We start from the raw sequence: 25,091 nt of genomic DNA, 5'->3' as shown, positions 1-25,091 counted from the left end.
CGCATGAAACTCCACATCGTCCCCGCCCGCACCGGTTTCCAATGGGTCAAGCAGGGCGCACGCACCTTCCTGCGCCAGCCACTGGCCATGGCCGGCCTGTTCTTCATGTTCATGGCCGCCATTTCCGTGCTCTCGCTGGTGCCGGTGATCGGCACGCTCCTCTCGCTCGCCCTGGTGCCCGCCGCCACCCTGGGCCTGATGGCCGCGAGCCGCGAGGCTGAGCAGGGCCGTTTTCCCATGCCCAGCACGCTGGTCTCGGCCTTTCGCGCCGGCCCGGCGAACACGCGTTCCATGCTGGTGCTGGGGGCGATGTACGCAGCGGCCCTGATGCTGGTGCTGGGCGTCGGCGCGCTCTTCGCGGCCGACGTGGCCCCCATCGAAATGCCCGACGGCGAGGTGTCGCCCGAGCGCGTGCGCGCCATGTTTGACAACCCGGGCCTGTGGGCGGCGCTGTTGCTGTACGTGCCGGTGCTCATGGCCTTCTGGCACGCGCCGGCGCTGGTGCACTGGCATGGCGTGAAGCCGCTCAAGAGCCTGTTTTTCAGCTTGATGGCCTGCTGGGCCAACAAGGGCGCGATGCTGCTGTACAGCCTGGGCTGGATGGTGGTGATCATGCTGGTCGGCGCGGTGATGAACCTGCTGGCCGTGCTGATCGGCGGCGCACAAATGCTCAGTCTCGTGATCTACCCCACGGTGCTGCTGCTGGCGTCCATGTTTCACACCTCGATCTGGTTTACCTTCCGAGACAGCTTTGTGACTGAAGACGCGCCCCCACCCGCGCCGCCCACCGGAGAAAACGCATGACCCAACACGCCCTGAACGGCCGCCGCGAAGACGAGGTGCTGTGGTTCCAGCGCCGCGACACACTCAAGGCCGCCGCCGCCTGGGTCGCCATGGGCGGCCTGCCTGCCGCCATGGCGCAGCAGCGCAGCAACGTGGTGGAGTTTGTGGGTGATGTGCTGGTGAACGGCCAGCGCCTGCTGCCCCAGCAAATCGTGCAGACCGGCGATGAAATCCTTACCGGCGTGGCCTCGCGCGTGGTGTTCCTGATCGGCAATGCGTCCTTTCACGTGCGACAGAACTCGCGGCTGCGCGTGGAGCGTGGCAACACGCTCAACACCGCCAGCCTGCTGCGGCTTTTCAACGGTGCGTTCATCAGCGCCTTCGGCCGGGGCGTGAGCCGCTCCATCGTCACCCCCACGCTCACCGCCGGCATCCGGGGCACGGGTGTGTACGCCGAGGTCATGCCGAACCAGGGCGGGCGCAGCTACTTCTGCAACTGCTACGGCACGGTCGACATGGAGTCCGGCGGCAACCGCGCGCTCTCCGAGTCGAGCTACCACCAGTCGTTCTGGGGCGAGGCAGAGGAGCGCAATGGCCGCTTCCTGACACCCGCACCAGCCCTCAACCACACCGACGAGGAACTGGAGTTCCTTGCCCGCCTCATCGGCCAGCGCACCGCATGGCAGATCGCGGGCCGAACTGGGGTGAAGGATGGACGTGGGTACATGGAGCAGCAACCCGCCTCAATGCACCCGGCCATGCCGCGCTGAAGCAGCGCGATACCCCGCAAAAAAGCCCGGCACTGCCGGGCTTTTTGCATGGGCGGCTTGCGCCTCAGACGCCGATCACGCCACCGTCGGTGCGGGTGATGACGATGGTGGCCGAGCGTGGGCGACCGGCAGGGCCGTAGGCGGCTGCGCCCCCGGCGTTGCCCGGCCACTGGCTCTGGAAGGTGAACGACGGGCCGGCGCCGATGGCAGGCGTGTTCTCGCCGGGGTGCTGGATGTTCACGAAGATCGCGCGGCCATCGGCCGACTCCGTGATGCCCGTGACCTCGGCCCCACGCGGCGACACCAGGAAGCGGCGCAAACGGGCTTCACCCAGCGCGGCACCCAGGAAGGTGTTCTGCGTGCCGGTGACACCACCCAGGCTGTTGTTCACGGTGATGGCACCGCCATCGCCCACGGTGCCCGGAATGGCAGCCAGCAGCATGCAGTTGCTCTGGTCGGTGTAGGCGCCGTCGTCGGTCTGGATCCAGCAAATGCCGGTGACCTTGCTGAACCACAGACCGTCGGGCGAAGAGAAGTCGTTCTTGGCGGTCAGCCCCGAGAGGTTGATGTTGGCGCCGGCGTCTTCTTCTGCACCAAACAGGAAGATGTCCCAGTTGAACGTGGTGGCGTTGGACGCACCGGCCGTTTCCTTGAAACGGATGATGTGGCCGTTGGGGTTGCCGGTCTGCGCGCGGCCGTCGCTGTCGGCGTACGAGCGCGGGTTCGCGGCGTTGGTGCCCGTCACAGGGCGGCTGGCGGCGTTGCTGTTGGTCATGGTGAAGTACACCTCGCCGTTGGCGGGGTTCACCGCACCCCACTCGGGGCGGTCCATCTTGGTGGCGCCCACGGCGTCAGCGGCGTGGCGGGCGTTCACCAGCACGTCGGCCTGGTTGGCAAACACGTAGGTGGCGTAGCCAGCGATCAGCGGGTTGGCGATGTTGAGTTCGAGCCACTCACCGGTGCCGGTGTCGTTGAACTTGGCTGCGTACAGCTTGCCCTCGTTGAGGTACTTGTCGCCGGCCGTCATGCCACCGCCCACGTCGGCCGCGCTCCACACCGCGGTCGACACGAACTTGTAGATGTACTCGTTGCGCGAGTCGCAGCCCATGTAGAACGCCAGCGGCTGGCCCACCACAGGCAGGCCACACACGGCGGCCTCGTGCGCGAAACGGCCCAGGGCCACGCGCTTGGCGGGCGTGCCGCTGGTCAGCGGATCGATCTCGACGATGTAGCCGAAGGTGTTGGGTTCGTTGCGGAAGTCCTGCGCGGCCGTGGCGCCTGGGGCCGACACGTTCCAGCGGCCAAAGCGGTTGTCGGTGGCGGCGGTGGCGGTGGCCGACCAGCCCTGCGAGCCGGCGGTCACCGCGGTGTTGGGCGCGCGCATCACGCCATAGCGCTGGCGCGAGGCCTTGGTGCGGGCGTCCACATCCACCGAGCCGTTGGGCATGAAGAAGTAGGCGGCCCAGTTCTCTTCGCAAGCCAGGTAGGTGCCCCAGGGCGTCTTGCCATGGCCGCAGTTGTTCAGCGTGCCGCGCGAGGTGGCGCCGGTGGTGTCAAAGGCCGTCACCATGAAGCTGCGGATGTCGGCGATGTGCGCCGACGGGCCCGCGATGCGCATGGGCGACTGGCCGGTGATGCGGCGGTTGTAGAGCGAGTCGAGCTTGTACTCCCACTGGCCGCTGCTGTTCTTGCCCACTTCGGCCACCGACACGCCATGGTGGTTGATTTCCTTGAGCACTTCGAGCTCGGGGCGCACGCCCAGGTCCCAGCTGTCGAACTGGCTGAACTTCTTGCCCGCCACGCCGCCCGAGGTCTGGCCGTTGGGGTGGAAGAAGTGCGCGTCGGCCGAGCTCTCGTGGTTCATCACGAGCACCGCGCGACCGGTGTCGGTGGTGGTGAACTGGCCGCCGGACGTGACGTAGAAGATGTCCATGCCGTCGTGGTGGTCGCCCACGCGCATGGTCCATTCGTCGGTCTCTGCGCCGGTGTTGCTGTAGGCGGGGATGCTGGAGACCAGGCGGTCGCCGGTGGCGTGCACCACGCGGTAGGTGTAGCCCGGTGGCAGCACCACGTCGTCCAGCAGGCTCTTGTCGATGGCCGTGAAACCCAGGGCGCGGTTGCCCGGGGCAGCGGGCGCAGGTGCCGGCGCGGCATCACCACCGCCGCCGCATGCAGCGAGAAACGGCAAGCTGGACAGGGCCGCCAGACCCACGCCACCGCGGATGAGGTTGCGGCGGGTCAGGGGCGTGAGCGTGCCGCGCTCGAGCACCTCCTGAAAGTGCTCGTTGGGGGAGTCGTTGAGGTTCTCGTCGTGGTCGTGAGACATGGCTGTTTCCGTGCAGGGTTGAAAGACCAGCGCAGTGTCCGCAGCGGCTGTGACGAATCCGTGAATCGGACCAAAGCCCCCACCGATCCCCCTTGCGCCAGGGGCTTCATCAAGCCGTCATCAACGCATGCTCAGGGTGTGCAGAAAGTGCGCTTCCACCTCGCTGGCGATCTGCTGCCAGTCCAGCCGCGCCACCTGCGTGCGCGCCCGTGCGCCAGCCTGCGCGATGCGCTGTGGTTCGCAGGCGAGCAAGGTGGCGGTGTGAAGGTAGGCCAGCTCGTCGTTCACGGGCACCAGCCAGCCGTTGCCTTCGTGCTGCACCCAGTCGGCCGCGGCGGCGGTGTTGAAGGCCAGCACGGCCAGGCCGCTGGCCAGCGCTTCAATGGTCACGTTGCCAAAGGTTTCGGTGGTGCTGGGAAACAGGAACAGGTCGGCCGAGGCGTAGTAGGTGGCCAGTGCCTGCTGGGCCTGCATGCCGGCAAACACCGCCTGCGGACACCGCTGCTGCAGGCTCTCGCGCAAGGGGCCGTCGCCCACGATCACGAGCTTCACATCGTCGCGCACGGCACGCATCGCCTCGAACGCGCGCAGGACCATGTCCAGGTTCTTCTCGGCCGCCAGGCGCCCCACCGCCAGCAGCACTGTGGTGTACGGCCCCGCGCCCCAGGTGGTGCGCAAGGCTTCGCTGCGGTGCTGCGGGTTGAACAGCCGCGTGTCCACCCCGCGCGCCACCACCTGCACGCGCTCGAAGCCCATGGCCATCAGGTCGCTGCGCAGCGCTTGCGTGGGCACCATGGTGAGCTGCGTGAGGTTGTGGAACTTGCGCAGGTAAGCCGCGATGGGTTTGCGCAGCCAGCCCACGCCGTAGTGTTCGCTGTAGGCGTGGAAGTTGGTGCGGAAGTCGGAGGTCACGGGCAGGCGCAGGCAGCGCGCGGCCTGCAGGGCCGACCAGCCCAGCGGCCCTTCGGTGGCAATGTGCACGAGGTCGGGCCGGCGCAGCGTCCAGGCGTGGATGAGTGCGCGCTTGCCGGGCAGCCCCAGCTTGAGCTGGGGGTAGCGCGGTATGGGCATGCCGCGCATCAGCAGTTCTTCAAAGCCGTCGTGCTGCAACGCCTGGTCCACGCGCGTCTGTCGCGGGCGGATGAGCTGCACCTGGTGGTTGCGCGCGCACAGGCCCTGCACCAGCCGGGACAGCGTGAGCGACACGCCGTTGATTTCGGGCGGCCACGTCTCGCTCACCACCGACAACCGCAGCGACGGGCTGCTGGCCGGGTATTCCTCCACCACGATCTGGTCCGAGTGCAAGGGCGTCATGCGGCGATCTTGCGCAGGCATTGCAACAGGCTGATGACAACGCGGCGCTGTCACCGGGTTTTCACACGTGCGCACCACGATGTCATGCGCCTGACACCCCCGCCACCCACCGGAGCCCGCCCCGTGAACGATTTCTTCAAGACCCTGGACCTGCAGCGCTGGGACGACCACCGCTACTACCACCACAGCCGCATCAACCAGACGCTGCACCTGATCAGCGCTGTCAGCTTCGTGGTGGCCTATGCGCTGTTGTGGACCGACCCGGTGCTCTCCGCGCTGATCGCGTGGCTGGTGTCCATGACCAGCCGGCAGGCCGGGCACTTTTTCTTCGAGCCCAAGGGATACGACCACGTGAACCAGGCCACGCACGAACACAAGGAGGCCATCAAGGTCGGCTACAACCTGCGCCGCAAGGTGGTGCTGATGGCGCTGTGGGCCGGCACCCCGCTGCTGGTGTGGGCCGAGCCGGGCGTGTTCGGCCTGTTCGCGCCCCCCACCAGCGGCACCGAATTCATTCGCCAGGTGGGCACGCTGTGGCTGGCACTCGGCGTGGGTGGCCTGCTGTTTCGCACGGTGCACCTGTTCTTCATTGCCGACGTGAAGACCGGCCTGGTGTGGATGACCAAGATCCTCACCGACCCGTTCCACGACATCAAGCTCTACCACCGCGCGCCGCTGCATCTGCTGCGCGGCCAGCTGATCGACCCCGGCGTGGCCGAGCGCGGCTGACGCCAGTCACGCGCATCAGCCCCGCAGGTGTTGCCACATCTCGCGCAGCACCTGCCGGCGGATGGCCTTGCGCGTCAACCCGGGCGCGCGCCACCACCAGCCCTGCGCCTGCATGTCTTGCGCCGCCGCCACGAAGCGGCGCAGCACTTCTTCAAAGTCGTCGTCGCTCAGGTGCAGGCCAAAGATGAGCCGCCCGGTGCCAACCCAGCTCAAGGCCAGCCCATGCCAGCGCAGAAAGTACTGGAACATCCAGTGGTAGCGACCGGGCTCGGTGTAGTTCAGCGTCCAGATGCTTTGCAGGTGCGCCGCGCGCACCGGAAAGCCGTGGCCGGCCATCACGTCGTTGAAGCGCCGGGCACGCGCGTCCCAGCGCGCGTCCTGCCCTTCGTACAGGGCCTGCACTTCGGGCGTCTGCAGGCGTCGCAAGAAGGCGTTCATGCCGCCCATCACGTACGGATGGGCGTTGAAGGTGCCGCGCGCAAAGCACACATCGGCCGGCCGCTCGGGGCGGTAGCGGCGCATGAGCGCGGCGCTGCCGCACACCACGCCCACCGGGAAGCCGCCCGCCAGGGTCTTGCCGTAGGTGACAAGGTCGGCGCGCACGCCGAAGTGCTGTTGCGCGCCGCCCGGTGCCAGGCGAAAGCCCAGAAACACCTCGTCAAAGATCAGCACGATGCCGCGCTCGGTGCACACCTCGCGCAGGCGCTGCAGCCACGCGGTGTAGTCGGCGCGGTCGTATCCGGCGCTGCGGCTGCCGTCCACCAGCGTCGAGTCGCCCGGTGCGTTGCGGTTGGGGTGCAGCGCCTGCAGCGGGTTGACCAGCACACAGGCAATGTCGCGCCGCGTGCGCAGCACCTGCAGGCTTTTCTCGTCCATGTCCTTGAGCGTGTAGGTCTCGCGCGGCGGCATCGGGTTGCCGGGGCCGGGCTGCACGTCTTCCCACCAGCCGTGGTAGGCGCCACAGAAGCGCACGAGCTGCTTGCGTCGCGTGTGGTAGCGCGCCAGCCGCACAGCCTGCATCACCGCTTCGGTGCCCGACATGTGGAACGACACCTGCTCGTGGCCAGAGATGGCTCGCAGGCGCGCGATGTTGTCGGCCACGCACGGGTGGTAGGCGCCGAGCACCGGGCCGAGCGCTTCACCGAGCTGCACGCCCTCGGCCATGCAGGCCTTGTAGAAGTCCACGCCCAACACGTTCACGCCATACGAGCCGGTGAGGTCGATGAAGGTGTTGCCGTCCAGGTCGGTCACGCGGTGACCTTCGGCCGAGGCCACGAAGGCGCCCACCTTCAGGCGCTCCTGCACGATGGGGCTGAAGGGGAACGGCACGCGGTAGCGGCCGGTGAACTGCAGGTCGGCCAGGCCTTCGCGGGCATCCGCGCTCAGCGCCAGCGTCCGGGCATAGCGCTGCGCGAAGCCCGCGCACAAGGTGTCCAACGAGGCACGCCGCAGCTGGGCCACGTCTTCGGGCGCGCCGTCGCAATCAAAGAAGCGCACTTCGTCGTGGGCATAGCCCGGCAACCAGCGGGCCAGGCGCTTGGCCATGCGCGAGTGGCCGGCGAGCGAGCGGTGCTTGGCGCGCGAGAGCTGCAGGCGCTGGCGCAGGTACGGCAGGGCCAGCACCAGCGAACCCAGCGGCAGGGCGTAAGGAAGGTAGGAAGACATGCGGCAATCGCTCCCGGGCGGTGGATGTGTGTCGTTTGTAGGTCGCACACATGACGCACACATGAACATTTCAAGGCAACTGCAGCGCCTCGCGCTCAACGAAGACATCAACTTCCTGCTCACCAACCGCGTGCCGCGCGCGGCGCTCACGCGCTTCATGGGCTGGTTCAGCCGCATCCGCCACCCGTGGGTGCGCGACGCGTCCATGGCGGTGTGGCGCGCCTTCACCGATCTCGATCTGAGCGACGCGAGAACGACCTCGTTCGCCAGCCTGCACGACTGCTTCGTGCGCGAGCTCAAGCCCGGCGCACGCCCGCTGGACGCGCGCGCCGACGTGCTGGTGAGCCCGTGCGATGCCATCGTGGGTGCCTGCGGGCGCATTGGCGACGACCCTGGCGCGCAGGTGTTCCAGGCCAAGGGATTTCCGTATCCCCTGACCGACCTGCTAGGGCGCAGCACGCGCGCCACCGAAACGATCAACGCGCTGCGTGGCGGCTCCTACGTGACGCTGCGCCTCACCTCCAGCATGTACCACCGCTTTCACGCCCCCACGGGCCTGACGCTGCACCACGTGACGTACCACAGCGGCGACACGTGGAATGTGAATCCGATTGCGCTCAAGCGCATCGAGCGCCTCTTTTGCAAGAACGAACGCGCGGCACTGCACCTGTCGCTGGAGGACGGCACGCCCCTGCTGCTGGTGCCGGTGGCGGCGATTCTGGTGGCCAGCATGCGCCTGCGTGCGGTGGACGTGGCGCTCAACGCGCAATACCGCGGCCCGCACGAGCTGCCGTGCCACGCGCGCTACGACAAGGGCAGCGAAATGGGCCGGTTCGAACACGGCTCCACCATCCTCGTCTTTGCGCCACCCGGCTTTGCCCTGTGCGACGGTGTGGAGAACGGCCACCGCATCCGCATGGGCGAGGCGCTGCTGCAGCGCCTCGCGCGCTGATCAGATCGCGCGCTGGTTCACCCGTTGCATGAGCTGCTGAGCGCTCTCCTTGCGCTCGCTGTACCGGTCCACCAGGTAGGGCGACACGTCGCGCGTGAGCAGGGTGAACTTCATGAGCTCTTCGAGCACGTCGACCACGCGGTCGTGATAAGCCGAGGGCTTGAGGCGGTCGTGCTCGTCGAACTCCTGAAACGCCTTCGCAATCGACGACTGGTTGGGGATGGTGAGCATGCGCATCCACCGACCCAGGATGCGCATCTGGTTCACCGCATTGAACGATTGCGAGCCACCGCAGACCTGCATGAGTGCCAGCGTCTTGCCCTGCGTGGGGCGCACCGCCCCCAGCGCGAGCGGAATCCAGTCGATCTGCGCTTTCATGATGCCGGTCATGGCGCCATGCCGCTCGGGCGAGCACCACACCATGCCTTCGGCCCAGGCCGAGAGTTCGCGCAACTCGGCCACCTTGGGGTGGGCCTCGGGCGCGTCGTCGGGCAGGGGCAGCCCGCTCGGGTTGAACACGCGCGTCTCGGCACCCATGGCCTGCAGCAGGCGGGCGGATTCCTCCACCAGCAGGCGGCTGAACGAGCGCGCACGCAGCGAGCCATACAGCAGCAGGATGCGCGGCGCGTGCGTGGCCGGCTGAGCGGCGCGCAGTTTCGAAGGGTCGGGCAAGGCGAAGTGCTCAGCCGCCACTTGCGGCAGGTCAGCGAGGGGCATGAACGCGCGCTCCGTGCTCGTCCACTACGCGCTCACCGTCTTCCTTGGAGAACGCGGCCTGCTGGGGCTGGGGCAGGATGTCAAGCACCCGCTCCGAAGGCCGGCACAGGCGCGTGCCCAGCGGCGTGACCACAATGGGCCGGTTCAACAGAATGGGGTGCTGGCCAATGAAGTCGAGCAACTGCGCATCGCTCCAGTGCGCCTCGCCCAGGCCCAGCTCGGCGTAGGGCGTGCCCTTTTCGCGCAGGACATCGCGCACGCTGCCGCCCATGTCGGCCACCAGTTGCTGCAAGGTCTCACGGCTGGGCGGCGTCTTGAGGTACTCGATCACCTCGGGCTCCACACCGCTGTTGCGGATGAGGGCGAGCGTGTTGCGCGAGGTGCCGCAGGCGGGGTTGTGATAGATGGTGATGGCGGTGCTCATGGGTTCAGTCTCCTTCGGGGGTGGCGGGTTTCCAGGCGTTGACGAGGGCCACCAGCGACAGCATCACCGGCACCTCGACCAACACCCCGACCACGGTGGCCAGCGCTGCGCCCGAGTTCAACCCGAACAGCGAAATCGCGACCGCCACGGCCAGTTCAAAAAAGTTGGACGTGCCGATCAGGCACGCCGGCCCGGCGATGTCGTGCCGCAGCTTGAGCCACTTGGCGCCCCACCAGGTGATGAAGAAGATGCCGTAAGACTGCAACACCAGCGGCACAGCAATGAGCAGTATCACCAGTGGCTGCGCCACGATGGTGAGCGCCTGGAAGCCAAACAGCAGCACCACGGTGGCAATCAGCCCCGCGACCGACCACGGCTTGAGCCGGGCCACGAAGTCAACCACGGCGTGTTCGGACCGGCGCATCAGCAGGCGCCGTGTGGCCAGCCCCGCCAGCAGCGGCAGCGCCACATAGAGCACCGTGGCCAGCACCAGCGTTTCCCAGGGCACGGTGACGTCGGTCACGCCCAGCAAAAAGGCGGCAATCGGCGCGTAGGCCACCACCATGATCAGGTCGTTCACCGACACCTGCACCAGCGTGTAGTTGGCATCGCCCTTGACCAGCTGGCTCCACACAAACACCATGGCCGTGCAAGGCGCCACCCCCAGCAGGATCATGCCGGCGATGTACTCGCTGGCCGACTGCGGGTCGACCCATGGCGCAAACAGCACCTGAAAAAACAGCATGCCCAGCGCCGCCATGGTGAAGGGCTTGATGAGCCAGTTGACCACCAGCGTGAGCACCAGACCCTGCGGACGCTGGCCCACGCGCCGCACGGCCGACCAGTCGATCTGGATCATCATCGGGTAAATCATCACCCAGATGAACGCGGCCACCACGAGGTTGACGTGCGCAATCTCCAGCGCCGCCACCGCCTCGAACACCCCGGGCAAGGCCAGCCCCAACCCCACGCCCAGGGCCATGCCGCAGGCCACCCACAGCGTCAGATAACGTTCAAACAAGCCCATGGTGTCGGTGCTCAGCAGTGGTCGCAAGCGACCGGTTGGACTTCGCACGGCCGCCCTTCGCAGCAGTGCAAGGTGAGGAAACCCAGCAGCGCGCTCATTTGCGCGAAGCGGGCACGGTAGATGAGGTTGCGGCCATCGCGTTCGGTGTCGGCCAGGCCGGCCTGCACCAGCTCCTTGAGGTGAAACGACAAGGCATTGGGAGTGGTGTCCAGCGCCTGCGCCATGTGGCTGGGCAGCACGCCGGCCGGGCCGGCCACCACCAGCATGCGGAAGATGCGCAGGCGTGTTTCCTGCGCGAGGGCGCTCAGCGCGCGGATCACGTCGGCTTCAGGCATGGAGCGTTTTTTGGGCATGGCCGAATTATTCAACATTTGTTGAAGTGTTGGCCGGCCAGATGACAACCGCATGACACGCCGCGCTGCCCTCCCGAACTGTCACAGCACTTTCACACGGCTTGCACATGATCCGCCGGGTCGACCCTCCTCACGAGAAACACCATGACCCACGCCCACTTCAACGACGAAGACTCCAACACCAGCCACAACCCCGCCTTCGACAACGTGCTGCAGGCGCGCCTGAGCCGCCGCGGGCTGTTGCGAGGCACCGCAGCGCTGGGCGGCGCCGCCGCGCTCGGCGGCTGTGCCACGTCGAGCCCTGTTGCCCCGGTGCAGGCGCTGGGCTTCACGCCCGTGGCCAAGACCACGGCCGACCGCGTCACCGTGCCGGCGGGCTACACCGCGCGCGTCATCTACGCGTTGGGCGACCCCCTCAGCGCCAGCACGCCCGCCTTCAAGAACGACGGCACCGATGCCGACTTCGGCAACCGCGCGGGCGACCACCACGACGGCATCGAGTGGTTTGGCCTGGACGCCGCCGGCAAGCCCTCCGACCGCTTCGCGTCGCGCGGCCTGCTGGCCATGAACCACGAGGCCACCACCGACGAAAAGCTCAGCTCGTTCTTCCTGCACGCCAACGGCGGCACGTCCACGCTGCCGCGCCCGGCGGCCGAGATCGACAAGGAGCTCATGATCCACGGCATCTCCGTGGTGGAAGTGCAGACCGATGGCAAAGCCTGGGCCAACCAGCCGGCGTCGGCCTTCAACCGCCGCGTGACCACCATGACGCCCGTGGCCGTGCACGGCCCCGCGCGCGGCAGCGAACACCTGGTGACGAAGTACAGCCCCGACGGCACGCAGGCGCGCGGCACGCTCAACAACTGCGGCACCGGCCGCACGCCCTGGGGCACCTTCATCTCGGGCGAAGAAAACTGGTTTGGCTACTTCACCCGCGACGCGAAGGACGACGACGCGCGCAAGAAAGACAAGCAAGTGCAGGCCCTCAACCGCTACGGCCGCAAGGCCGGCGCCCCCAGCCGCCACGGCTGGGAAAGCGGCGGCACCAGCGACACCTACGCACGCTGGAACAACAGCGCCGTGGGTGCGAGCGCCAAGGACGACTTCCGCAACGAGATGAACACATTCGGCTACATCGTCGAGCTCGACCCCTACGACAAGCGCGCCGCGCTGCGCAAGCGCACGGCGCTGGGCCGCCTGGGCCACGAGAACGCCACCTTTGCTCGCGTGAGCGCCGGCCAGCCCGTGGTGGCCTACATGGGCGACGACGCGCGCGGCGAGTACATCTACAAGTTCGTCTCCAGCGCCAAGTGGGACCCGGCCGATGCGCAGCCCGCCAACCGCCTGGCCGCCGGCGACAAGTACCTCGACCAGGGCACGCTGTACGCGGCGCGCTTCAAGGGCGATGGCACAGGCGAATGGCTGGAGCTGTCGATGGACAACCCCATCATTGCCGGTAGCTCATACTTCGAGTTCAAGAGCGCGGCCGACGTGGCCATCTTCACCCGCCTGGCCGCCGACGCCGTGGGCGCCACCAAGATGGACCGCCCCGAGTGGGGCGGCGTGAACCCGAAAAACGGCGAGGTGTACATCACCCTCACCAACAACAGCAACCGCACTCCGGCCAGCGTGGACGCCGCCAACCCCCGCGCCTACACCGACATGAAGGCCGGCAAGGAACAGAAAGGCAACGTGAACGGCCACATCGTTCGCCTGGCCGAGAAGAACCCGGCCGATGCGGCGTTCAACTGGGACATCTACCTCTTTGCCGCTGAAGCCGACGCCGACCGCGCCAGCGTGAACCTGTCGCAGCTCACCGACGACAACGACCTGTCGTCACCCGACGGCCTCGTGTTCAGCAAGGCCACGGGCGTGTGCTGGATCCAGACCGACGACGGCGCCTACACCGACAAGACCAACTGCATGCTGCTCGCCGCCCTGCCCGGCCAGCGTGGCGACGGCGCCAGCAAGACACTGGCCTACGGCAACCAGCAAGTGACGACCTACGTGGGCAAGGCGCCCACGCCCGCCACGCTCAAGCGCTTTCTGGTCGGCCCCAAGGGCGCAGAAATCACCGGCATCACCGAAACGCCCGATGGCCGCGCGATCTTCGTGAACATCCAGCACGCGGGCGAAAACACCAAGATGGCCGATGTGGGCGATCCAGCGAAGTTCGAAAGCCAGTGGCCCGCCAACGCAGGCTACGGCGCCGGCCAACGCCCACGCTCCGCCACGATCGTCATCACCAAGAACGACGGCGGGGTCATTGGGAGCTAACCCCCCGCGTCGCCTTCGGCGCCTCCCCCCTTGAAAGGGGGGCGACACCTCGGGCCGGCGAAGCCGGACCCTTGGTGTCTCTGGACGGGCCTTGGCAGGCGGTGCCGGTAACGCCACGGTGCGGCGACAAGCACTCACACAATCGGTGTGAGCTTCGCTACGCTGAGCGCCAGCCATTTCGTGCCGTGGCGCGTGAAGCTGACCTGCGCGCGCGCGTCGGGCCCTGTGCCCTCCACCGCGAGCACCTTGCCCTCGCCGAACTTGTTGTGAAACACGGCGAGGCCGGCGCGAATGTCGGTGCCGCGGTCGGGCTCGGGCTCGGCCTGGCCCAGGCCCTTGGGATCGCCCCGTTCCTTGAAGCCCGGCGACCACGCCGGCTGCAGCGCGGGCGTTGACCCGAAGCCTGCGCGCCGCCCGTTCTGCCATTGGCCGCCACCGCCACCAGGCGAAGCCCAGGCCGGTTGTGGTGGTGTGAGCCACTTCAGACAGGCCTCGGGCAGCTCATCGAAAAAGCGGCTCTTGAGGTTGTAGCGCGTCTGGCCGTGCAGCATGCGCGTCTGCGAATGGCTGAGGTAGAGGCGTTTTCTGGCGCGCGTGATGGCCACATACATCAGGCGGCGCTCTTCTTCCAGCCCGTCGCGGTCGCTCATGGAGTTCTCGTGCGGGAACAGCCCTTCTTCCATGCCGGTGATGAACACGCAGTCGAACTCCAGCCCCTTGGCGGCGTGCACCGTCATGAGCTGCACCGCGTCTTGCCCGGCCTGCGCCTGGTTATCGCCCGACTCCAGCGCTGCATGCGTGAGAAAGGCCGCCAGGGGGCTCAGGGTTTCGCCGGTGTCGGGTTCGATCAGATCCGTTCGGTCTGAGCCTGTCGAAGACCCTCCAAGCCCTTCGCCGAGCTCGGCACGAACAGGGGTGGATGGCAGGTTCGGATCGAGCCCCTGGCTCACCGGGCTCTGCGTGAGGGGCGCGCCCAGCTCGTCCACCGGCAAGGCCACGGCATCGCGGCCGAAGCCCTCGATGCTCACGAAACTCTCGGCCGCGTTCACCAGTTCTTCCAGGTTCTCCACCCGGTCCTGCCCTTCGCGCTCGGCACGGTAGTGCTCGATGAGCCCGCTGTGCGCCAGCACCAGCTCGATGATTTCGCGCAGCGTGCTGCCCTCGGTCTGCTCGCGCACCACATCCAGCTTGGCCACAAACGCACCGATGGCCACGCCCGCGCGCCCGGTCACGGCGCTCACCGCGTCGTGCAACGAGCAGCCCGATGCGCGCGCCACGTCCTGCAGCTGCTCGATGCTGCGCGCGCCGATACCGCGCGGCGGAAAATTCACCACGCGCAGAAAGCTGGTGTCGTCGTGCGGGTTCTCCAGCAGGCGCAAGTAGGCCAGCGCGTGCTTGATTTCGGCGCGCTCGAAAAAGCGCAGGCCGCCATACACGCGGTACGGCATGCCGGCGTTGAACAGCGCGGTTTCCACCACGCGGCTTTGCGCGTTGCTGCGGTAGAGCACGGCCATCTCGCTGCGCGGCATGTCTTCGCGCGCGAGCTGCTTCATTTCGTCAACCATCCACTGCGCTTCGGCGAAGTCGCTGGTGGCCTCATACACGCGCACCGGCTCGCCCGCGCCTGCGTCGGTGCGCAGGTTCTTGCCCAGGCGGTGCGTGTTGTGGCTGATGAGCTGGTTGGCGGAGTCGAGGATGTTGCTGGCGCTGCGGTAGTTCTGCTCCAGCTTGATCTGGTGGCTCACGCGGAACTCGCGCACGAAGTCGGCCATGTTGCCCACGCGCGCGCCCCGGAAGGCGTAGATGCTCTGGTCGTCGTCGCCCACGGCAAACACCGCGTTGCCCGATGGCGTGAGGCCTTCGAGCGGCGGCGCGCTGAACATCTTGATCCACGCGTACTGCAGGCGGTTGGTGTCCTGGAACTCGTCGATGAGGATGTGGCGAAAGCGGCGCTGGTAGTGCTCGCGCACCGGGTCGTTGTCGCGCAGCACCTCGTAGCTGCGCAGCATCAGCTCGCCAAAGTCCACAACCCCTTCGCGCTGGCACTGCTCTTCGTACAGCGCGTACAGCTCGGCCTTCTTGCGGGTCTCTTCGTCGCGGGCCACCACGTCACCGGGGCGCTGGCCGTCTTCCTTGCAGCCGCTGATGAAGTACTGGATCTGCTTGGGCGGAAAACGCTCGTCGTCCACGTTGAACTGCTTGCACAGCCGCTTGATGGCCGAGAGCTGGTCCTGCGTGTCCAGAATCTGGAAGGTGGCGGGCAGGCCCGCGAGCTTGTGGTGCGCGCGCAGGAAGCGGTTGCACAGGCCGTGAAAGGTGCCGATCCACATGCCCCGCACGTTCACCGGCAGCATCGCGGAGAGCCGCGTCATCATTTCCTTGGCGGCCTTGTTCGTGAAGGTCACGGCCAGAATGCCGCCGGGCGTGGCCTGCCCGCTTTGCAACAACCAGGCGATGCGCGTGGTGAGCACCCGCGTCTTGCCCGACCCGGCCCCCGCCAGAATGAGCGCGTGCTCGGCCGGCAACATCACGGCGGCCGACTGCTCGGTGTTGAGGCCCGCCAGCAGCGGGGAGGAAGGAACCACGGGGTCTTCAAACAGCATGCAGCGATTGTAGGAAGCGGCCTGGCGCCACCAGGCGCATACGGGTAACCGTATACACCTCATAACGAAATGGGCAGGCGAAGCGCGCGGCAGGCCGGTCGCGGCGCGTCTACAATCGGGCACCGGGCCCAAGCTTCTTGCGCCCGGTTTTTTTTGGCCCACCGCCAGAAAGGCCGGCCAGACCAAGCGCTCACCTGTTCAACAACAGCTTTCTGGAGCTTGGGAATCCAACATGGAAATCTTCGACTACGACAACGTCCTGCTGCTGCCGCGCAAGTGCCGCGTGGAAAGCCGTTCGGAATGCGACGCCGGCGTGGAGCTGGGCGGGCGCAAGTTCCGCCTGCCCGTGGTGCCGGCCAACATGAAGACGGTGGTGGACGTGCCCATCTGCACGTGGCTGGCCAAGAATGGCTACTTCTACGTGATGCACCGGTTCGACCTGGACAACGTGCAGTTCGTGCGCGACATGCGCGCCGCGGGCGTGTTCGCCTCCATCTCGCTGGGCGTGAAGGCGCCCGACTACGCCACGGTGGACAAACTGGTGGCCGAGGGCCTCGTCCCCGAATACATCACCATCGACATCGCACACGGCCACGCCGACAGCGTGAAGAACATGATCCGCTACCTGAAGGAGAAGCTGCCCGCCTCTTTCGTGATCGCCGGCAACGTGGCCACGCCCGAGGCGGTCATCGACCTGGAGAACTGGGGTGCCGACGCGACCAAGGTGGGCGTGGGCCCGGGCAAGGTGTGCATCACCAAGCTCAAGACGGGTTTTGGCACGGGCGGCTGGCAGCTCTCGGCGCTGAAGTGGTGCGCCCGCGTGGCGACCAAGCCGATCATTGCGGACGGCGGCATTCGCAGCCACGGCGACATTGCCAAGAGCATCCGCTTTGGCGCCACCATGGTGATGATCGGCTCGCTGTTTGCGGGTCACGAGGAGTCGCCGGGCCAGACGGTGGAAGTCGATGGCGAGCGGTACAAGGAGTACTACGGCTCGGCGAGCGACTTCAACAAGGGCGAATACAAGCACGTGGAAGGCAAGCGCATCCTGGAGCCGATCAAGGGCACGCTGGCCGGCACGCTGGTGGAGATGGAGCAGGACGTGCAGAGCTCGATCAGCTACGCGGGCGGCACCAGGCTGATGGACATCCGCAAGGTGAACTATGTGATCCTGGGCGGCGACAACGCAGGCGAGCACCTGCTGATGTGAGGCGGCCGGTGCGGGCTTGTGGGCCACAGGCCCGCCCGCAGCACATCACACCCCGAGCAGCGCCCGCACCGTCTTGTGCAAACGCTGCTTCGGGTTCGCCAGCGCATCCACGATGCTGAAATGGTTGAGGCCCTTCAAGGCCTCGCACACCGGTACCGCCTGCTCACCCCAGGCCTGCTGAATCAGTCGGTTGTGGCGCAGGAACTCGCCGCTTTCTTCTGCGCCCACCACCGCCGTGAATTCGCCACGGCCATCGCGCACGCGCGGTGCCGGCAACCGCGCCGGGCTGGCCATGGCCACCTGCTGCGCCGTCAGCTGGAGCGAGACCTGCACCGACGGCGTCTGCATCACCGGCTCCAGGTCGTACAAGCCCGACATGCCCAGCGCGTTCTTCACCAGCGCCAGCGGCAGGTCATCGCCCACCATCGACCAGTCGCACGCCAGCATCATCGCGGCCAGGTGACCACCCGCCGAATGCCCCACCACCGTGATGCGGTCCGGGTCACCGCCGTGTGCGCCGATGTGGCGGTACACCCAGGCCAGCGCACGCACCATCTGCAGCGTGATGTCGGGAATGGTCACCGCCGGGCACAGCGCGTAGTTCGGCACCACCACACACGCACCCTGCTGCGCAAAGGGCGGCGCGATGAACGAATGGTCCGACTTGTCCAGGCTGCGCCACCAACCGCCGTGAATGAACACCAGCACCGGCGCGGGCGGCGTGCCGGACTTGCGCGGCGCGCGAAAAATATCGAGCGTTTCGCCGGCGCCGTGGCCGTAGCTCACGTCGAGCAAGGCCGGGCCGCGTGCGCGCGCCTGCGCCGAGTCGCGCGCCCAGCGCTCGAAATGCACGGCGTGCTCGGGCACGCGGGCGCGGTTGTTGTATTCGCGTTCAAGCCAGGCGACGTCGGGGGAGGCAGAGGTCTTCATCGCGCGCATTGTGTCATGGGGGTTTTTCAGGCGATGTGACCCATTGCCACCGCGAGCACGTATCCTGCCGGCACCCTTTTCACCCTCTGCACCAAGTCCCACCGTGAACACCGCCGCCACCCCGCCCCTGCCCACCCGCATCTCCGTGCTCGGCATCGGCATGATGGGCTTTCCCATGGCGCGCCGCCTGTGCGAGGCGGGCTGCACCGTCAGCGTCTGGAACCGTTCGCGCGCCAAGGCCGAGCGCCTGCAAGCGTTTGGCGCGACGGTGGCCGACACGCCGGCTGAGGCGGTGGCCCAGGCCGATGTGGTGATCACCCTGCTGGAGCATGGCGGTGTGGTGCAAGACGTGCTGTTTGAGCAGGGCGCCGCCCAGGGGCTGAAGGCCGGCGCGCTGGTGGTGGACATGTCGTCCATCCAGCCGCGCCAGGCCCGCGAGCACGCAGAGCGCCTGGCTTTGCTGGGGGCGCGCCACCTCGACGCCCCGGTATCGGGCGGCACGGTGGGCGCCGAGCAGGGCACGCTGGCCATCATGGCCGGGGGCAGCGCGGCCGACTTTGCGCAGGCGCTGCCGGTGTTCGAGCTGCTGGGCAAGGCGGTGCATGTGGGGCCACACGGTGCCGGGCAGCTCGCCAAGCTGGCCAACCAGATGATCGTGGGCATCACCATTGGCGCGGTGGCCGAGGCGCTGCTGCTGTGCGAGAAGGGCGGAGCCGACATGGCGCGCGTGAAGCAGGCCATCAGCGGCGGCTTTGCCGACAGCCGCATCCTGCAGGTGCATGGCCAGCGCATGGTCGAGCGCGACTTTGCCAAGCGCGGCGCCATGGCGGTGCAACTCAAGGACATGCGCAACGCACTCGCCACCGCCGCAGAGGTCGGCTTCGAGGCGCCCATCACCGGGCTGTTCGAGCAACTTTTTGCGCAGGGCGTCGAGCACGGGCTGGCCGACATGGACCACTCGGCCCTGTTCGTCGAACTCGCGCGGCGCAACGGCATGGTGTGAACGCGGCGCGCGCAGCACCGCCCCGCATCAGCTGTCGGCCCCGTCCTGCTCGCGCGTCGCGAAGTGCGCGAGAAAGTTTTCGGCCAGATACGCCTCACCCCGCTCAAGCACGAAATACCGGAACGCCTCCGCCGCCGGTGACAGCATCTTGGAGAGCGTGTGCACCACGTTCCATGCGCGCACGACGGGTGCACCGTCCACATCGATCACCGCAATCAGGCGGTTGCTGAGCTCCAGGCCGATGGTGTGGAGCGACAGGAAGCTCAGGCCCATGCCCGCCATCACGGCCTGCTTGATGGTCTCGTTGCTGGCCATCTCCATGATCACGCGCAGCTCGGTGTTGCTGCCTTGCAGAAACTTCTCCAGTGCGGCGCGCGTGCCCGAGCCCGGCTCGCGCACGATGAAGTCGTACCCGCGAAGCACCGATGAGGGCACGTGCGAGGCCAGGGCCAGAGGGTGGTCGACCGGCGCCACAAACACATGCGGATGCGCCGCAAACGGTTCGGCCCGCGTGGCCAGCTCCCGGGGCGGGCGTCCCATGATGGCGATGTCGACCTCGTTGGCGTGGAGCATCTTCACCAGCTGCTCGCGGTTGCCCACCGCCAGGCGCAGGTCGATGTTGCCGTGCTCACGGCGGAACTCGGCCAGCAGGTGGGGCAGGAAGTACTTGGCCGTGCTGACCATGCCGATCACCAGCGTGCCGGTTTCCAGCTTCTGCAGCCGCGCGGCGGCGTCTTCGGCGTCTTTCAGCGTGGCCAGCATCTTGCGGGCGTAGACCAGCATGTACTCGCCCACGGTGGTCAGCGCCACCTTGCGGCCCGTGCGCTCGAACAGCGGCATGCCCACATGCCCCTCCAGCTCCTTGATCTGCATCGTCACCGCCGGCGGGGTGAGGTGCAGCGCCTGCGCCGCCCGCGCAAAGCTGAGGTGCCGCGCCACCTCGCTGAACACCCGCAGCTGCCGGAAGGTGGCGTTTTTCATTCAGCAATTCCTTAACTGAAGTCCAAGGAACGGTGAATTTACTTCATGAACGCCGAAACCTACAGTGGGTTTCACCTCAGCCCCACCCACTTCTGGAGTCCCCCGATGAGCGATGCCCTCACTGCCTCGACCCACATCACCGATGCGAAAAAGCGCTACAGCGCGGGCGTGCTCAAGTACAGGCAGATGGGGTACTGGATGCCCGATTACGTGCCCAAAGACACCGACACGCTGTGCCTGTTCCGCATCACGCCGCAGGAAGGCGTGGACCCGGTGGAGGCCGCCGCCGCCGTGGCCGGCGAATCGAGCACCGCGACCTGGACCGTGGTCTGGACCGACCGCCTCACCGCCTGCGACAGCTACCGCGCCAAGGCCTACAAGGTGGAGCCGGTGCCGGGGCGGCCGGGCGAGTACTTCGCCTGGGTGGCCTACGACCTGATCCTGTTTGAAGAAGGGTCGATCGCCAACATGACGGCCAGCCTGATCGGCAACGTGTTCAGCTTCAAGCCACTGAAGGCCGCGCGGCTCGAAGACATCCGCATACCGGTGGCCTATGTGAAAACCTTCAAGGGCCCGCCCACCGGCCTGGTGGTCGAGCGCGAGCGGCTCGACAAGTTTGGCCGCCCGCTGCTGGGCGCCACCACCAAGCCCAAGCTGGGCCTCTCGGGCCGCAACTACGGCCGCGTGGTGTACGAGGGCCTCAAGGGCGGGCTGGACTTCATGAAGGACGACGAGAACATCAACAGCCAGCCCTTCATGCACTGGCGCGACCGCTTCCTGTTTGTGATGGACGCCGTCAACAAGGCCAGCGCCGAGACGGGTGAGGTCAAAGGCAGTTACCTGAACGTGACCGGCGCCACCATGGAAGACATGTACGAGCGCGCCGAGTTCGCGAAAGAACTGGGCAGCGTGATCGTGATGATCGACCTGGTGATCGGCTACACGGCGATCCAGAGCATGAGCCACTGGGCGCGCAAGAACGACATGATCCTGCACCTGCACCGCGCAGGACACGGCACCTACACGCGCCAGAAGAACCACGGCGTGAGCTTTCGCGTGATCGCGAAATGGATGCGCCTGGCGGGCGTGGACCACATCCACGCCGGCACCGCGGTGGGCAAGCTCGAAGGCGATCCGCTCACGGTGCAGGGCTACTACGACGTGTGCCGCAACAGCGTGACCCGCGTCGACCTGCCGCGCGGCAACCACTTCGAGCAGGACTGGGCCGACATCAAGAAGGTGATGCCCGTGGCCTCGGGCGGCATCCACGCCGGCCAGATGCACCAGCTCATCGACCTGTTTGGCGACGACGTGGTGCTGCAGTTCGGCGGCGGCACCATCGGCCACCCGATGGGCATCCAGGCCGGCGCGGTGGCCAACCGCGTGGCGCTCGAATCGATGGTGAAGGCGCGCAACGAAGGCCGCGACATCCTGCAGGAAGGCCCGGAGATCCTCAAGCGCGCCGCCCAGCAGTGCAGCCCCCTGAAGGCCGCGCTCGATACCTGGGGCGAGATCAGCTTCAACTACCAGAGCACGGATTCGAGCGACTACATGGCCACGCCCGCGATGGCCTGACCCCACTCATTCCAGAGGACCGCACACCATGATGACCAACCCCACCGGCCGCATCACGCAAGGCCAGTTCAGCTTCCTGCCCGACCTCACCGACGCCGAGATCACCGCGCAGATCGAGTACGGCCTGAAACGCGGCTACGCCTGGAGCGTGGAATACACCGACGACCCGCACCCGCGCAACACGTACTGGAGCATGTACGGCAACCCCATGTTCGACCTGCAGGACGCCGCCGGCGTGCTGCAGGAGCTGAACGCGTGCCGCCAGGCTTTCCCGCACCACTACATCCGCATGATGGCCTTCGACTCGACGCGCAACGTCGAGACCATCGCCATGAGCTTCATCGTCAACCGGCCAGCCAGCGAACCCGGCTTCATGCTGGAGCGCCAGGAGGTGAATGGCCGCAGCCTGCGCTACACGACACGCGGGTACGGCGCCCTGCAGCCCGAAGGTGAACGGTATCGCGACACGACCTGAAAGCGTGCGCAGCCATGTCCTATTTCATTCCTGGCAGCACGCCACCGGTGGAGGCACCGCCGGTGGCGGCCACGGTGGAACCGCCCGCCGTTGACACGCCGCGCTCGGTGGGCGCCGTGCTGGCGCAAACGCAGGTGCAGGCCGTGCTCCAGGAGCTGGACGACCAGTTGGTGGGGCTGGCGCCGGTCAAGGCGCGCGTGCGCGACATTGCGGCGCTGCTGGTCATCGACAAGCTGCGCGCCGGGCTGGGGCTGGCGTCGCAGGCGCCCAGCCTGCACATGTGCTTTTCGGGCAACCCGGGCACCGGCAAGACCACGGTCGCCTACCGCATGGCGCAGATCCTGCACCGGCTGGGCTACGTGCGCAAAGGCCATCTGGTGGCCGTCACGCGCGACGACCTGGTGGGCCAGTACATCGGGCACACGGCCCCCAAGACGCGCGAGGTTTTGAAGAAGGCCATGGGCGGTGTGCTCTTCATCGACGAGGCCTACTACCTCTACCGCCCCGAGAACGAGCGCGACTATGGCCAGGAGGCCATTGAAATCCTGCTACAGGTGATGGAGAACCACCGCGACGATCTCGTGGTGATCCTCGCGGGCTACGGCGACCGCATGAACACCTTCTTCCAGTCCAACCCCGGCATGCGCTCGCGCATCGCCCACCACCTGGAGTTCCCGGACTACGCCGCCGACGAACTCATGCAGATCTCCAGAAGCATGCTGGCCGAGCAGAACCACCAGTTCAGCGACGAGGCCGCGCAAGCCTTCGAGCGCTACCTTGCCCTGCGCCTGGCGCAACCGCATTTCGCCAATGCGCGCAGCGTGCGCAACGCGCTGGACCGCGCGCGCCTGCGCCAGGCCAGCCGGCTGTTTTCACAACCGGACCGCGAATGGACCGCCGAAGAGCTCACCACCTTGCAGGCGGCCGACATTCTCGGCAGCCGCCTGTTTCAGCAGGACGGTGCGCCCCATGCTTGAAGCCCTGATCTTTGATGTCGACGGCACGCTCGCCGACACCGAGGCCGCGCACCGCGAATCCTTCAACGAAGCCTTCGCGCAAGCAGGCCTGGACTGGCACTGGGACGAGGCCACCTACATCCGGCTGCTGCAGGTGGCGGGTGGCAAAGAGCGCATGGCGCACCACTGGCGCACGGTGGAGCCCGACATGGCGCGAAGCGCTGCCGCACGCGCCACCATCGAGCGGGTTCACGCGATGAAGACGCGCATTTACGAGAGCCGCGTGAGCGGCGGGCGGCTGCCCCTGCGCCCGGGTGTGCTGCGCCTGATTCGAGAAGCGCGGGGCGCCGGCCTGCGTCTGGCGATTGCGACCACCACCACACCCGCCAACATCGATGCGCTGCTGCGCCAGCCGCTCGGCGCCGGCTGGCGCATCCAATTTGCCGCCGTGGGCGACGCCTCGACCGCCGCGCGCAAGAAGCCCGACCCCCAGGTGTACGGGCAGGTTCTCGCCGCGCTGGCGCTGCCCGCCTCGGCCTGTCTGGCCTTTGAAGATTCCGACAACGGGCTGCGCGCGGCCACGGCCGCCGGCCTGCAGACGCTGGTCACGCCCACCGTGCACACCGCCAGCCACGGCTTTGACGGCGCGCTGCGGGTGCTGCCGCACCTGGGCGATCCGAACGATCCGCTGCCCCCTGGCGTGGCAGACACACAACCGCCATGGGTCACCGTGGCGGCGCTGCGGCGCTGGCATGCCGGCGCACCGGTCGGCGCCCCTGTTTGAAGCCCTTCACGCCCCCATCCCAAGAGATCGCCATGCCACTCACCGGCCGCCGCACCCTCACGCAGTACCTCATCGAGCAACGCCGCCGCTTCCCCGAAGCCAGCGGCGACTTCAACGCCCTCATCCTCGACGTGGCCATGGCCTGCAAGGCCATCGCGCGCGAAGTGGCCTTTGGTGCGCTGGGCGACGTGCTGGGCAACCACGCAGCGGAGGCCGGCGGGTCGGTCAATGTGCAGGGCGAAGCGCAGAAGAAGCTCGACGTGCTCAGCAACGACTACTTCCTGCGCATCACCGAGTGGGGTGGCCACCTGGCCGGCATGGCATCGGAAGAGCTCGAAGCGCCGCACCAGATCCCGCCGCAGCACCCGCGCGGCAAGTACCTGCTGGCGTTCGATCCGCTCGATGGCTCCAGCAATATCGACGTCAACGTGTCGGTGGGCAGCATCTTCTCGGTGCTGCGCGCGCCGGCCACCGATGGCCGCGACGTCACCGAGGCCGACTTCCTGCAACCCGGCACGCAACAGGTGGCTGCCGGCTACGCGCTCTACGGCCCCACCACCATGCTGGTGCTCACCGTGGGCAATGGCGTGGCCGGCTTCACGCTCAACCCCAACCTGGGCGAGTTCATGCTCACGCACCCCCACCTCACCGTGCCCGAAGACACGCAGGAGTTCGCCATCAACGCGTCCAACAGCCGCTTCTGGGAAGCCCCCGTGAAGCGCTATGTGGACGAATGCCTGGCGGGCAAGACCGGGCCGCGCGGCAAGGACTTCAACATGCGCTGGATCGCCAGCATGGTGGCCGAGGCGCACCGCATCCTGATGCGTGGCGGCGTGTTCCTCTACCCGCGCGACACCAAGGACGCCAGCAAGCCCGGGCGCCTGCGCCTGCTCTACGAGGCCAACCCCATCGGTTTCATCATGGAGCAGGCCGGCGGGCGCGCCAGCACGGGGCGCGCGCCGGTGCTGGGTGTGCAGCCTGCGTCGCTGCACCAGCGCGTGGGCCTGGTGTTTGGATCGAAGAACGAGGTGGAGCGCATCGAGCGCTACCACGCCGAGCCCTTCCAGAAGTCACTGGACAACCCCCTGTTTCGCGAGCGCAGCCTGTTCCGCGCCTGACGGCGCTGCCCTCCCCCGCTTTTCAAACTCCCGGGACACACCCATGTCTGAGCGCCACCCCATCATCGCCATCACCGGCTCGTCCGGTGCGGGGACCACGTCGGTCACCCGCACCGGAC

22 protein-coding genes are annotated in these 25,091 nt (G+C 67.3%); 12 read left to right on the top strand and 10 right to left on the bottom strand.

Annotated features, from left to right (window positions below):
* The first annotated feature begins 3 nt into the window (after positions 1–3).
* Together KXJ60_RS18435 and KXJ60_RS18430 are read left to right on the top strand one after the other, a co-directional pair.
* A complete protein-coding gene (locus KXJ60_RS18435; RefSeq protein WP_291131295.1) occupies positions 4–804 on the top strand; it encodes a BPSS1780 family membrane protein in 801 nt (266 codons plus the stop codon).
* The gene (locus KXJ60_RS18430) at positions 801–1,553 is read left to right on the top strand and encodes an iron dicitrate transport regulator FecR (protein WP_291131294.1); all 753 of its coding nucleotides are present in this window, start codon (positions 801–803) and stop codon (positions 1,551–1,553) included. Before KXJ60_RS18435 ends, KXJ60_RS18430 begins: the two co-directional genes overlap by 4 nt.
* Before the next feature lie 64 nt (positions 1,554–1,617).
* On the opposite strand, the gene KXJ60_RS18425 is transcribed toward KXJ60_RS18430, so the two are convergent.
* Both KXJ60_RS18425 and KXJ60_RS18420 read right to left on the bottom strand, forming a co-directional pair.
* Positions 1,618–3,879 carry an alkaline phosphatase PhoX gene (locus tag KXJ60_RS18425; protein ID WP_291131292.1) on the bottom strand — a complete coding sequence of 754 codons (2,262 nt, stop codon included), beginning with the start codon at positions 3,877–3,879 and terminating at the stop codon, positions 1,618–1,620.
* Positions 3,880–3,999: 120 nt separating this feature from the next.
* Positions 4,000–5,193, bottom strand: a complete 1,194-nt coding sequence (locus KXJ60_RS18420; protein ID WP_291131291.1) for a glycosyltransferase family 1 protein — start codon at positions 5,191–5,193, stop codon at positions 4,000–4,002.
* A 123-nt stretch (positions 5,194–5,316) separates the two neighbouring features.
* Between KXJ60_RS18420 and KXJ60_RS18415 the strand changes: the two genes are divergently transcribed.
* Positions 5,317–5,922: a hypothetical protein gene (locus KXJ60_RS18415; RefSeq protein ID WP_291131290.1), complete on the top strand. Its 606-nt coding sequence runs from the start codon at positions 5,317–5,319 to the stop codon at positions 5,920–5,922.
* 15 nt (positions 5,923–5,937) lie between these two features.
* Here the strand turns inward: KXJ60_RS18415 and KXJ60_RS18410 are convergent, their stop codons facing one another.
* Complete coding sequence (locus tag KXJ60_RS18410) at positions 5,938–7,587, bottom strand: aminotransferase class III-fold pyridoxal phosphate-dependent enzyme (protein ID WP_291131289.1); 1,650 nt, start codon at positions 7,585–7,587, stop codon at positions 5,938–5,940.
* Positions 7,588–7,648: 61 nt separating this feature from the next.
* On the opposite strand from KXJ60_RS18410, the gene asd reads away from it, so the two are divergent.
* A complete protein-coding gene (gene asd, locus KXJ60_RS18405; protein ID WP_291131288.1) occupies positions 7,649–8,539 on the top strand; it encodes an archaetidylserine decarboxylase in 891 nt (296 codons plus the stop codon).
* Here asd and arsH read toward each other — a convergent pair whose 3' ends face one another.
* From arsH to KXJ60_RS18385, 4 genes are read right to left on the bottom strand one after another with little or no spacing between them, the layout of a single operon-like run.
* Positions 8,540–9,256, bottom strand: coding sequence for an arsenical resistance protein ArsH (gene arsH, locus KXJ60_RS18400; protein WP_291131287.1), 717 nt, complete (start codon positions 9,254–9,256; stop codon positions 8,540–8,542).
* Positions 9,243–9,680, bottom strand: coding sequence for an arsenate reductase (glutaredoxin) (gene arsC / locus KXJ60_RS18395; RefSeq protein WP_291131286.1), 438 nt, complete (start codon positions 9,678–9,680; stop codon positions 9,243–9,245). The genes arsH and arsC overlap by 14 nt, the downstream gene beginning before the upstream one ends.
* A 4-nt stretch (positions 9,681–9,684) precedes the next feature.
* On the bottom strand, positions 9,685–10,707 hold the full coding sequence (arsB, locus tag KXJ60_RS18390) for an ACR3 family arsenite efflux transporter (protein ID WP_291131524.1): 1,023 nt from the start codon (positions 10,705–10,707) through the stop codon (positions 9,685–9,687).
* A gap of 11 nt (positions 10,708–10,718) precedes the next feature.
* Positions 10,719–11,042 (bottom strand): metalloregulator ArsR/SmtB family transcription factor, encoded by a 324-nt coding sequence (locus KXJ60_RS18385; RefSeq protein ID WP_291131522.1) that lies wholly within the window; start codon positions 11,040–11,042, stop codon positions 10,719–10,721.
* A 162-nt stretch (positions 11,043–11,204) separates the two neighbouring features.
* On the opposite strand from KXJ60_RS18385, the gene KXJ60_RS18380 reads away from it, so the two are divergent.
* Positions 11,205–13,337 carry a PhoX family phosphatase gene (locus KXJ60_RS18380; protein WP_291131284.1) on the top strand — a complete coding sequence of 711 codons (2,133 nt, stop codon included), beginning with the start codon at positions 11,205–11,207 and terminating at the stop codon, positions 13,335–13,337.
* Positions 13,338–13,471: 134 nt separating this feature from the next.
* Here KXJ60_RS18380 and KXJ60_RS18375 read toward each other — a convergent pair whose 3' ends face one another.
* Positions 13,472–15,940 (bottom strand): UvrD-helicase domain-containing protein, encoded by a 2,469-nt coding sequence (locus KXJ60_RS18375; RefSeq protein WP_291131282.1) that lies wholly within the window; start codon positions 15,938–15,940, stop codon positions 13,472–13,474.
* Positions 15,941–16,172: 232 nt separating this feature from the next.
* Between KXJ60_RS18375 and KXJ60_RS18370 the strand changes: the two genes are divergently transcribed.
* On the top strand, positions 16,173–17,150 hold the full coding sequence (locus KXJ60_RS18370) for a GMP reductase (protein ID WP_291131280.1): 978 nt from the start codon (positions 16,173–16,175) through the stop codon (positions 17,148–17,150).
* A gap of 45 nt (positions 17,151–17,195) precedes the next feature.
* Here KXJ60_RS18370 and KXJ60_RS18365 read toward each other — a convergent pair whose 3' ends face one another.
* Positions 17,196–18,080 (bottom strand): alpha/beta hydrolase, encoded by an 885-nt coding sequence (locus tag KXJ60_RS18365; protein WP_291131279.1) that lies wholly within the window; start codon positions 18,078–18,080, stop codon positions 17,196–17,198.
* Between the two features lie 103 nt (positions 18,081–18,183).
* Here KXJ60_RS18365 and KXJ60_RS18360 point away from each other — a divergent pair, with 103 nt between their 5' ends.
* Positions 18,184–19,083, top strand: a complete 900-nt coding sequence (locus KXJ60_RS18360) for an NAD(P)-dependent oxidoreductase (protein WP_291131277.1) — start codon at positions 18,184–18,186, stop codon at positions 19,081–19,083.
* Between the two features lie 27 nt (positions 19,084–19,110).
* Here the strand turns inward: KXJ60_RS18360 and KXJ60_RS18355 are convergent, their stop codons facing one another.
* The gene (locus KXJ60_RS18355) at positions 19,111–20,064 is read right to left on the bottom strand and encodes a LysR family transcriptional regulator (protein ID WP_291131275.1); all 954 of its coding nucleotides are present in this window, start codon (positions 20,062–20,064) and stop codon (positions 19,111–19,113) included.
* Between the two features lie 105 nt (positions 20,065–20,169).
* On the opposite strand from KXJ60_RS18355, the gene KXJ60_RS18350 reads away from it, so the two are divergent.
* From KXJ60_RS18350 to KXJ60_RS18330, 5 genes are read left to right on the top strand one after another with little or no spacing between them, the layout of a single operon-like run.
* Entirely contained in the window at positions 20,170–21,639 is a 1,470-nt protein-coding gene (locus KXJ60_RS18350; protein WP_291131273.1) for a form I ribulose bisphosphate carboxylase large subunit, read from the top strand.
* Between the two features lie 28 nt (positions 21,640–21,667).
* Positions 21,668–22,114: a ribulose bisphosphate carboxylase small subunit gene (locus KXJ60_RS18345; RefSeq protein ID WP_291131271.1), complete on the top strand. Its 447-nt coding sequence runs from the start codon at positions 21,668–21,670 to the stop codon at positions 22,112–22,114.
* A 14-nt stretch (positions 22,115–22,128) separates the two neighbouring features.
* On the top strand, positions 22,129–23,091 hold the full coding sequence (gene cbbX / locus KXJ60_RS18340) for a CbbX protein (RefSeq protein WP_291131269.1): 963 nt from the start codon (positions 22,129–22,131) through the stop codon (positions 23,089–23,091).
* Positions 23,084–23,854, top strand: a complete 771-nt coding sequence (locus tag KXJ60_RS18335; RefSeq protein ID WP_291131267.1) for an HAD-IA family hydrolase — start codon at positions 23,084–23,086, stop codon at positions 23,852–23,854. Before cbbX ends, KXJ60_RS18335 begins: the two co-directional genes overlap by 8 nt.
* 32 nt (positions 23,855–23,886) lie before the next feature.
* The gene (locus tag KXJ60_RS18330) at positions 23,887–24,972 is read left to right on the top strand and encodes a class 1 fructose-bisphosphatase (protein WP_291131265.1); all 1,086 of its coding nucleotides are present in this window, start codon (positions 23,887–23,889) and stop codon (positions 24,970–24,972) included.
* Positions 24,973–25,091 lie beyond the last annotated feature (119 nt).

It is taken from the genome of Hydrogenophaga sp. (genome assembly GCF_019264445.1).
Classification (GTDB): domain Bacteria; phylum Pseudomonadota; class Gammaproteobacteria; order Burkholderiales; family Burkholderiaceae_C; genus Hydrogenophaga.
This window is presented reverse-complemented; position numbering and strand designations above follow the sequence as displayed.

What these genes read in the sequence shown, in the direction of transcription:
- KXJ60_RS18420 (WP_291131291.1), bottom strand. Translation starts at nt 5,193, where the DNA reads ATGACGCCCTTGCACTCGGACCAGATCGTGGTGGAGGAATACCCGGCC.
- asd (WP_291131288.1), top strand. Translation starts at nt 7,649, where the DNA reads ATGAACATTTCAAGGCAACTGCAGCGCCTCGCGCTCAACGAAGACATC.
- cbbX (WP_291131269.1), top strand. Translation starts at nt 22,129, where the DNA reads ATGTCCTATTTCATTCCTGGCAGCACGCCACCGGTGGAGGCACCGCCG.
- KXJ60_RS18345 (WP_291131271.1), top strand. Translation starts at nt 21,668, where the DNA reads ATGATGACCAACCCCACCGGCCGCATCACGCAAGGCCAGTTCAGCTTC.
- KXJ60_RS18375 (WP_291131282.1), bottom strand. Translation starts at nt 15,940, where the DNA reads ATGCTGTTTGAAGACCCCGTGGTTCCTTCCTCCCCGCTGCTGGCGGGC.
- KXJ60_RS18410 (WP_291131289.1), bottom strand. Translation starts at nt 7,587, where the DNA reads ATGTCTTCCTACCTTCCTTACGCCCTGCCGCTGGGTTCGCTGGTGCTG.
- arsB (WP_291131524.1), bottom strand. Translation starts at nt 10,707, where the DNA reads ATGGGCTTGTTTGAACGTTATCTGACGCTGTGGGTGGCCTGCGGCATG.
- KXJ60_RS18365 (WP_291131279.1), bottom strand. Translation starts at nt 18,080, where the DNA reads ATGAAGACCTCTGCCTCCCCCGACGTCGCCTGGCTTGAACGCGAATAC.
- KXJ60_RS18330 (WP_291131265.1), top strand. Translation starts at nt 23,887, where the DNA reads ATGCCACTCACCGGCCGCCGCACCCTCACGCAGTACCTCATCGAGCAA.
- arsH (WP_291131287.1), bottom strand. Translation starts at nt 9,256, where the DNA reads ATGCCCCTCGCTGACCTGCCGCAAGTGGCGGCTGAGCACTTCGCCTTG.
- KXJ60_RS18370 (WP_291131280.1), top strand. Translation starts at nt 16,173, where the DNA reads ATGGAAATCTTCGACTACGACAACGTCCTGCTGCTGCCGCGCAAGTGC.
- KXJ60_RS18435 (WP_291131295.1), top strand. Translation starts at nt 4, where the DNA reads ATGAAACTCCACATCGTCCCCGCCCGCACCGGTTTCCAATGGGTCAAG.
- KXJ60_RS18355 (WP_291131275.1), bottom strand. Translation starts at nt 20,064, where the DNA reads ATGAAAAACGCCACCTTCCGGCAGCTGCGGGTGTTCAGCGAGGTGGCG.
- KXJ60_RS18430 (WP_291131294.1), top strand. Translation starts at nt 801, where the DNA reads ATGACCCAACACGCCCTGAACGGCCGCCGCGAAGACGAGGTGCTGTGG.
- KXJ60_RS18380 (WP_291131284.1), top strand. Translation starts at nt 11,205, where the DNA reads ATGACCCACGCCCACTTCAACGACGAAGACTCCAACACCAGCCACAAC.
- arsC (WP_291131286.1), bottom strand. Translation starts at nt 9,680, where the DNA reads ATGAGCACCGCCATCACCATCTATCACAACCCCGCCTGCGGCACCTCG.
- KXJ60_RS18335 (WP_291131267.1), top strand. Translation starts at nt 23,084, where the DNA reads ATGCTTGAAGCCCTGATCTTTGATGTCGACGGCACGCTCGCCGACACC.
- KXJ60_RS18350 (WP_291131273.1), top strand. Translation starts at nt 20,170, where the DNA reads ATGAGCGATGCCCTCACTGCCTCGACCCACATCACCGATGCGAAAAAG.
- KXJ60_RS18425 (WP_291131292.1), bottom strand. Translation starts at nt 3,879, where the DNA reads ATGTCTCACGACCACGACGAGAACCTCAACGACTCCCCCAACGAGCAC.
- KXJ60_RS18385 (WP_291131522.1), bottom strand. Translation starts at nt 11,042, where the DNA reads ATGCCTGAAGCCGACGTGATCCGCGCGCTGAGCGCCCTCGCGCAGGAA.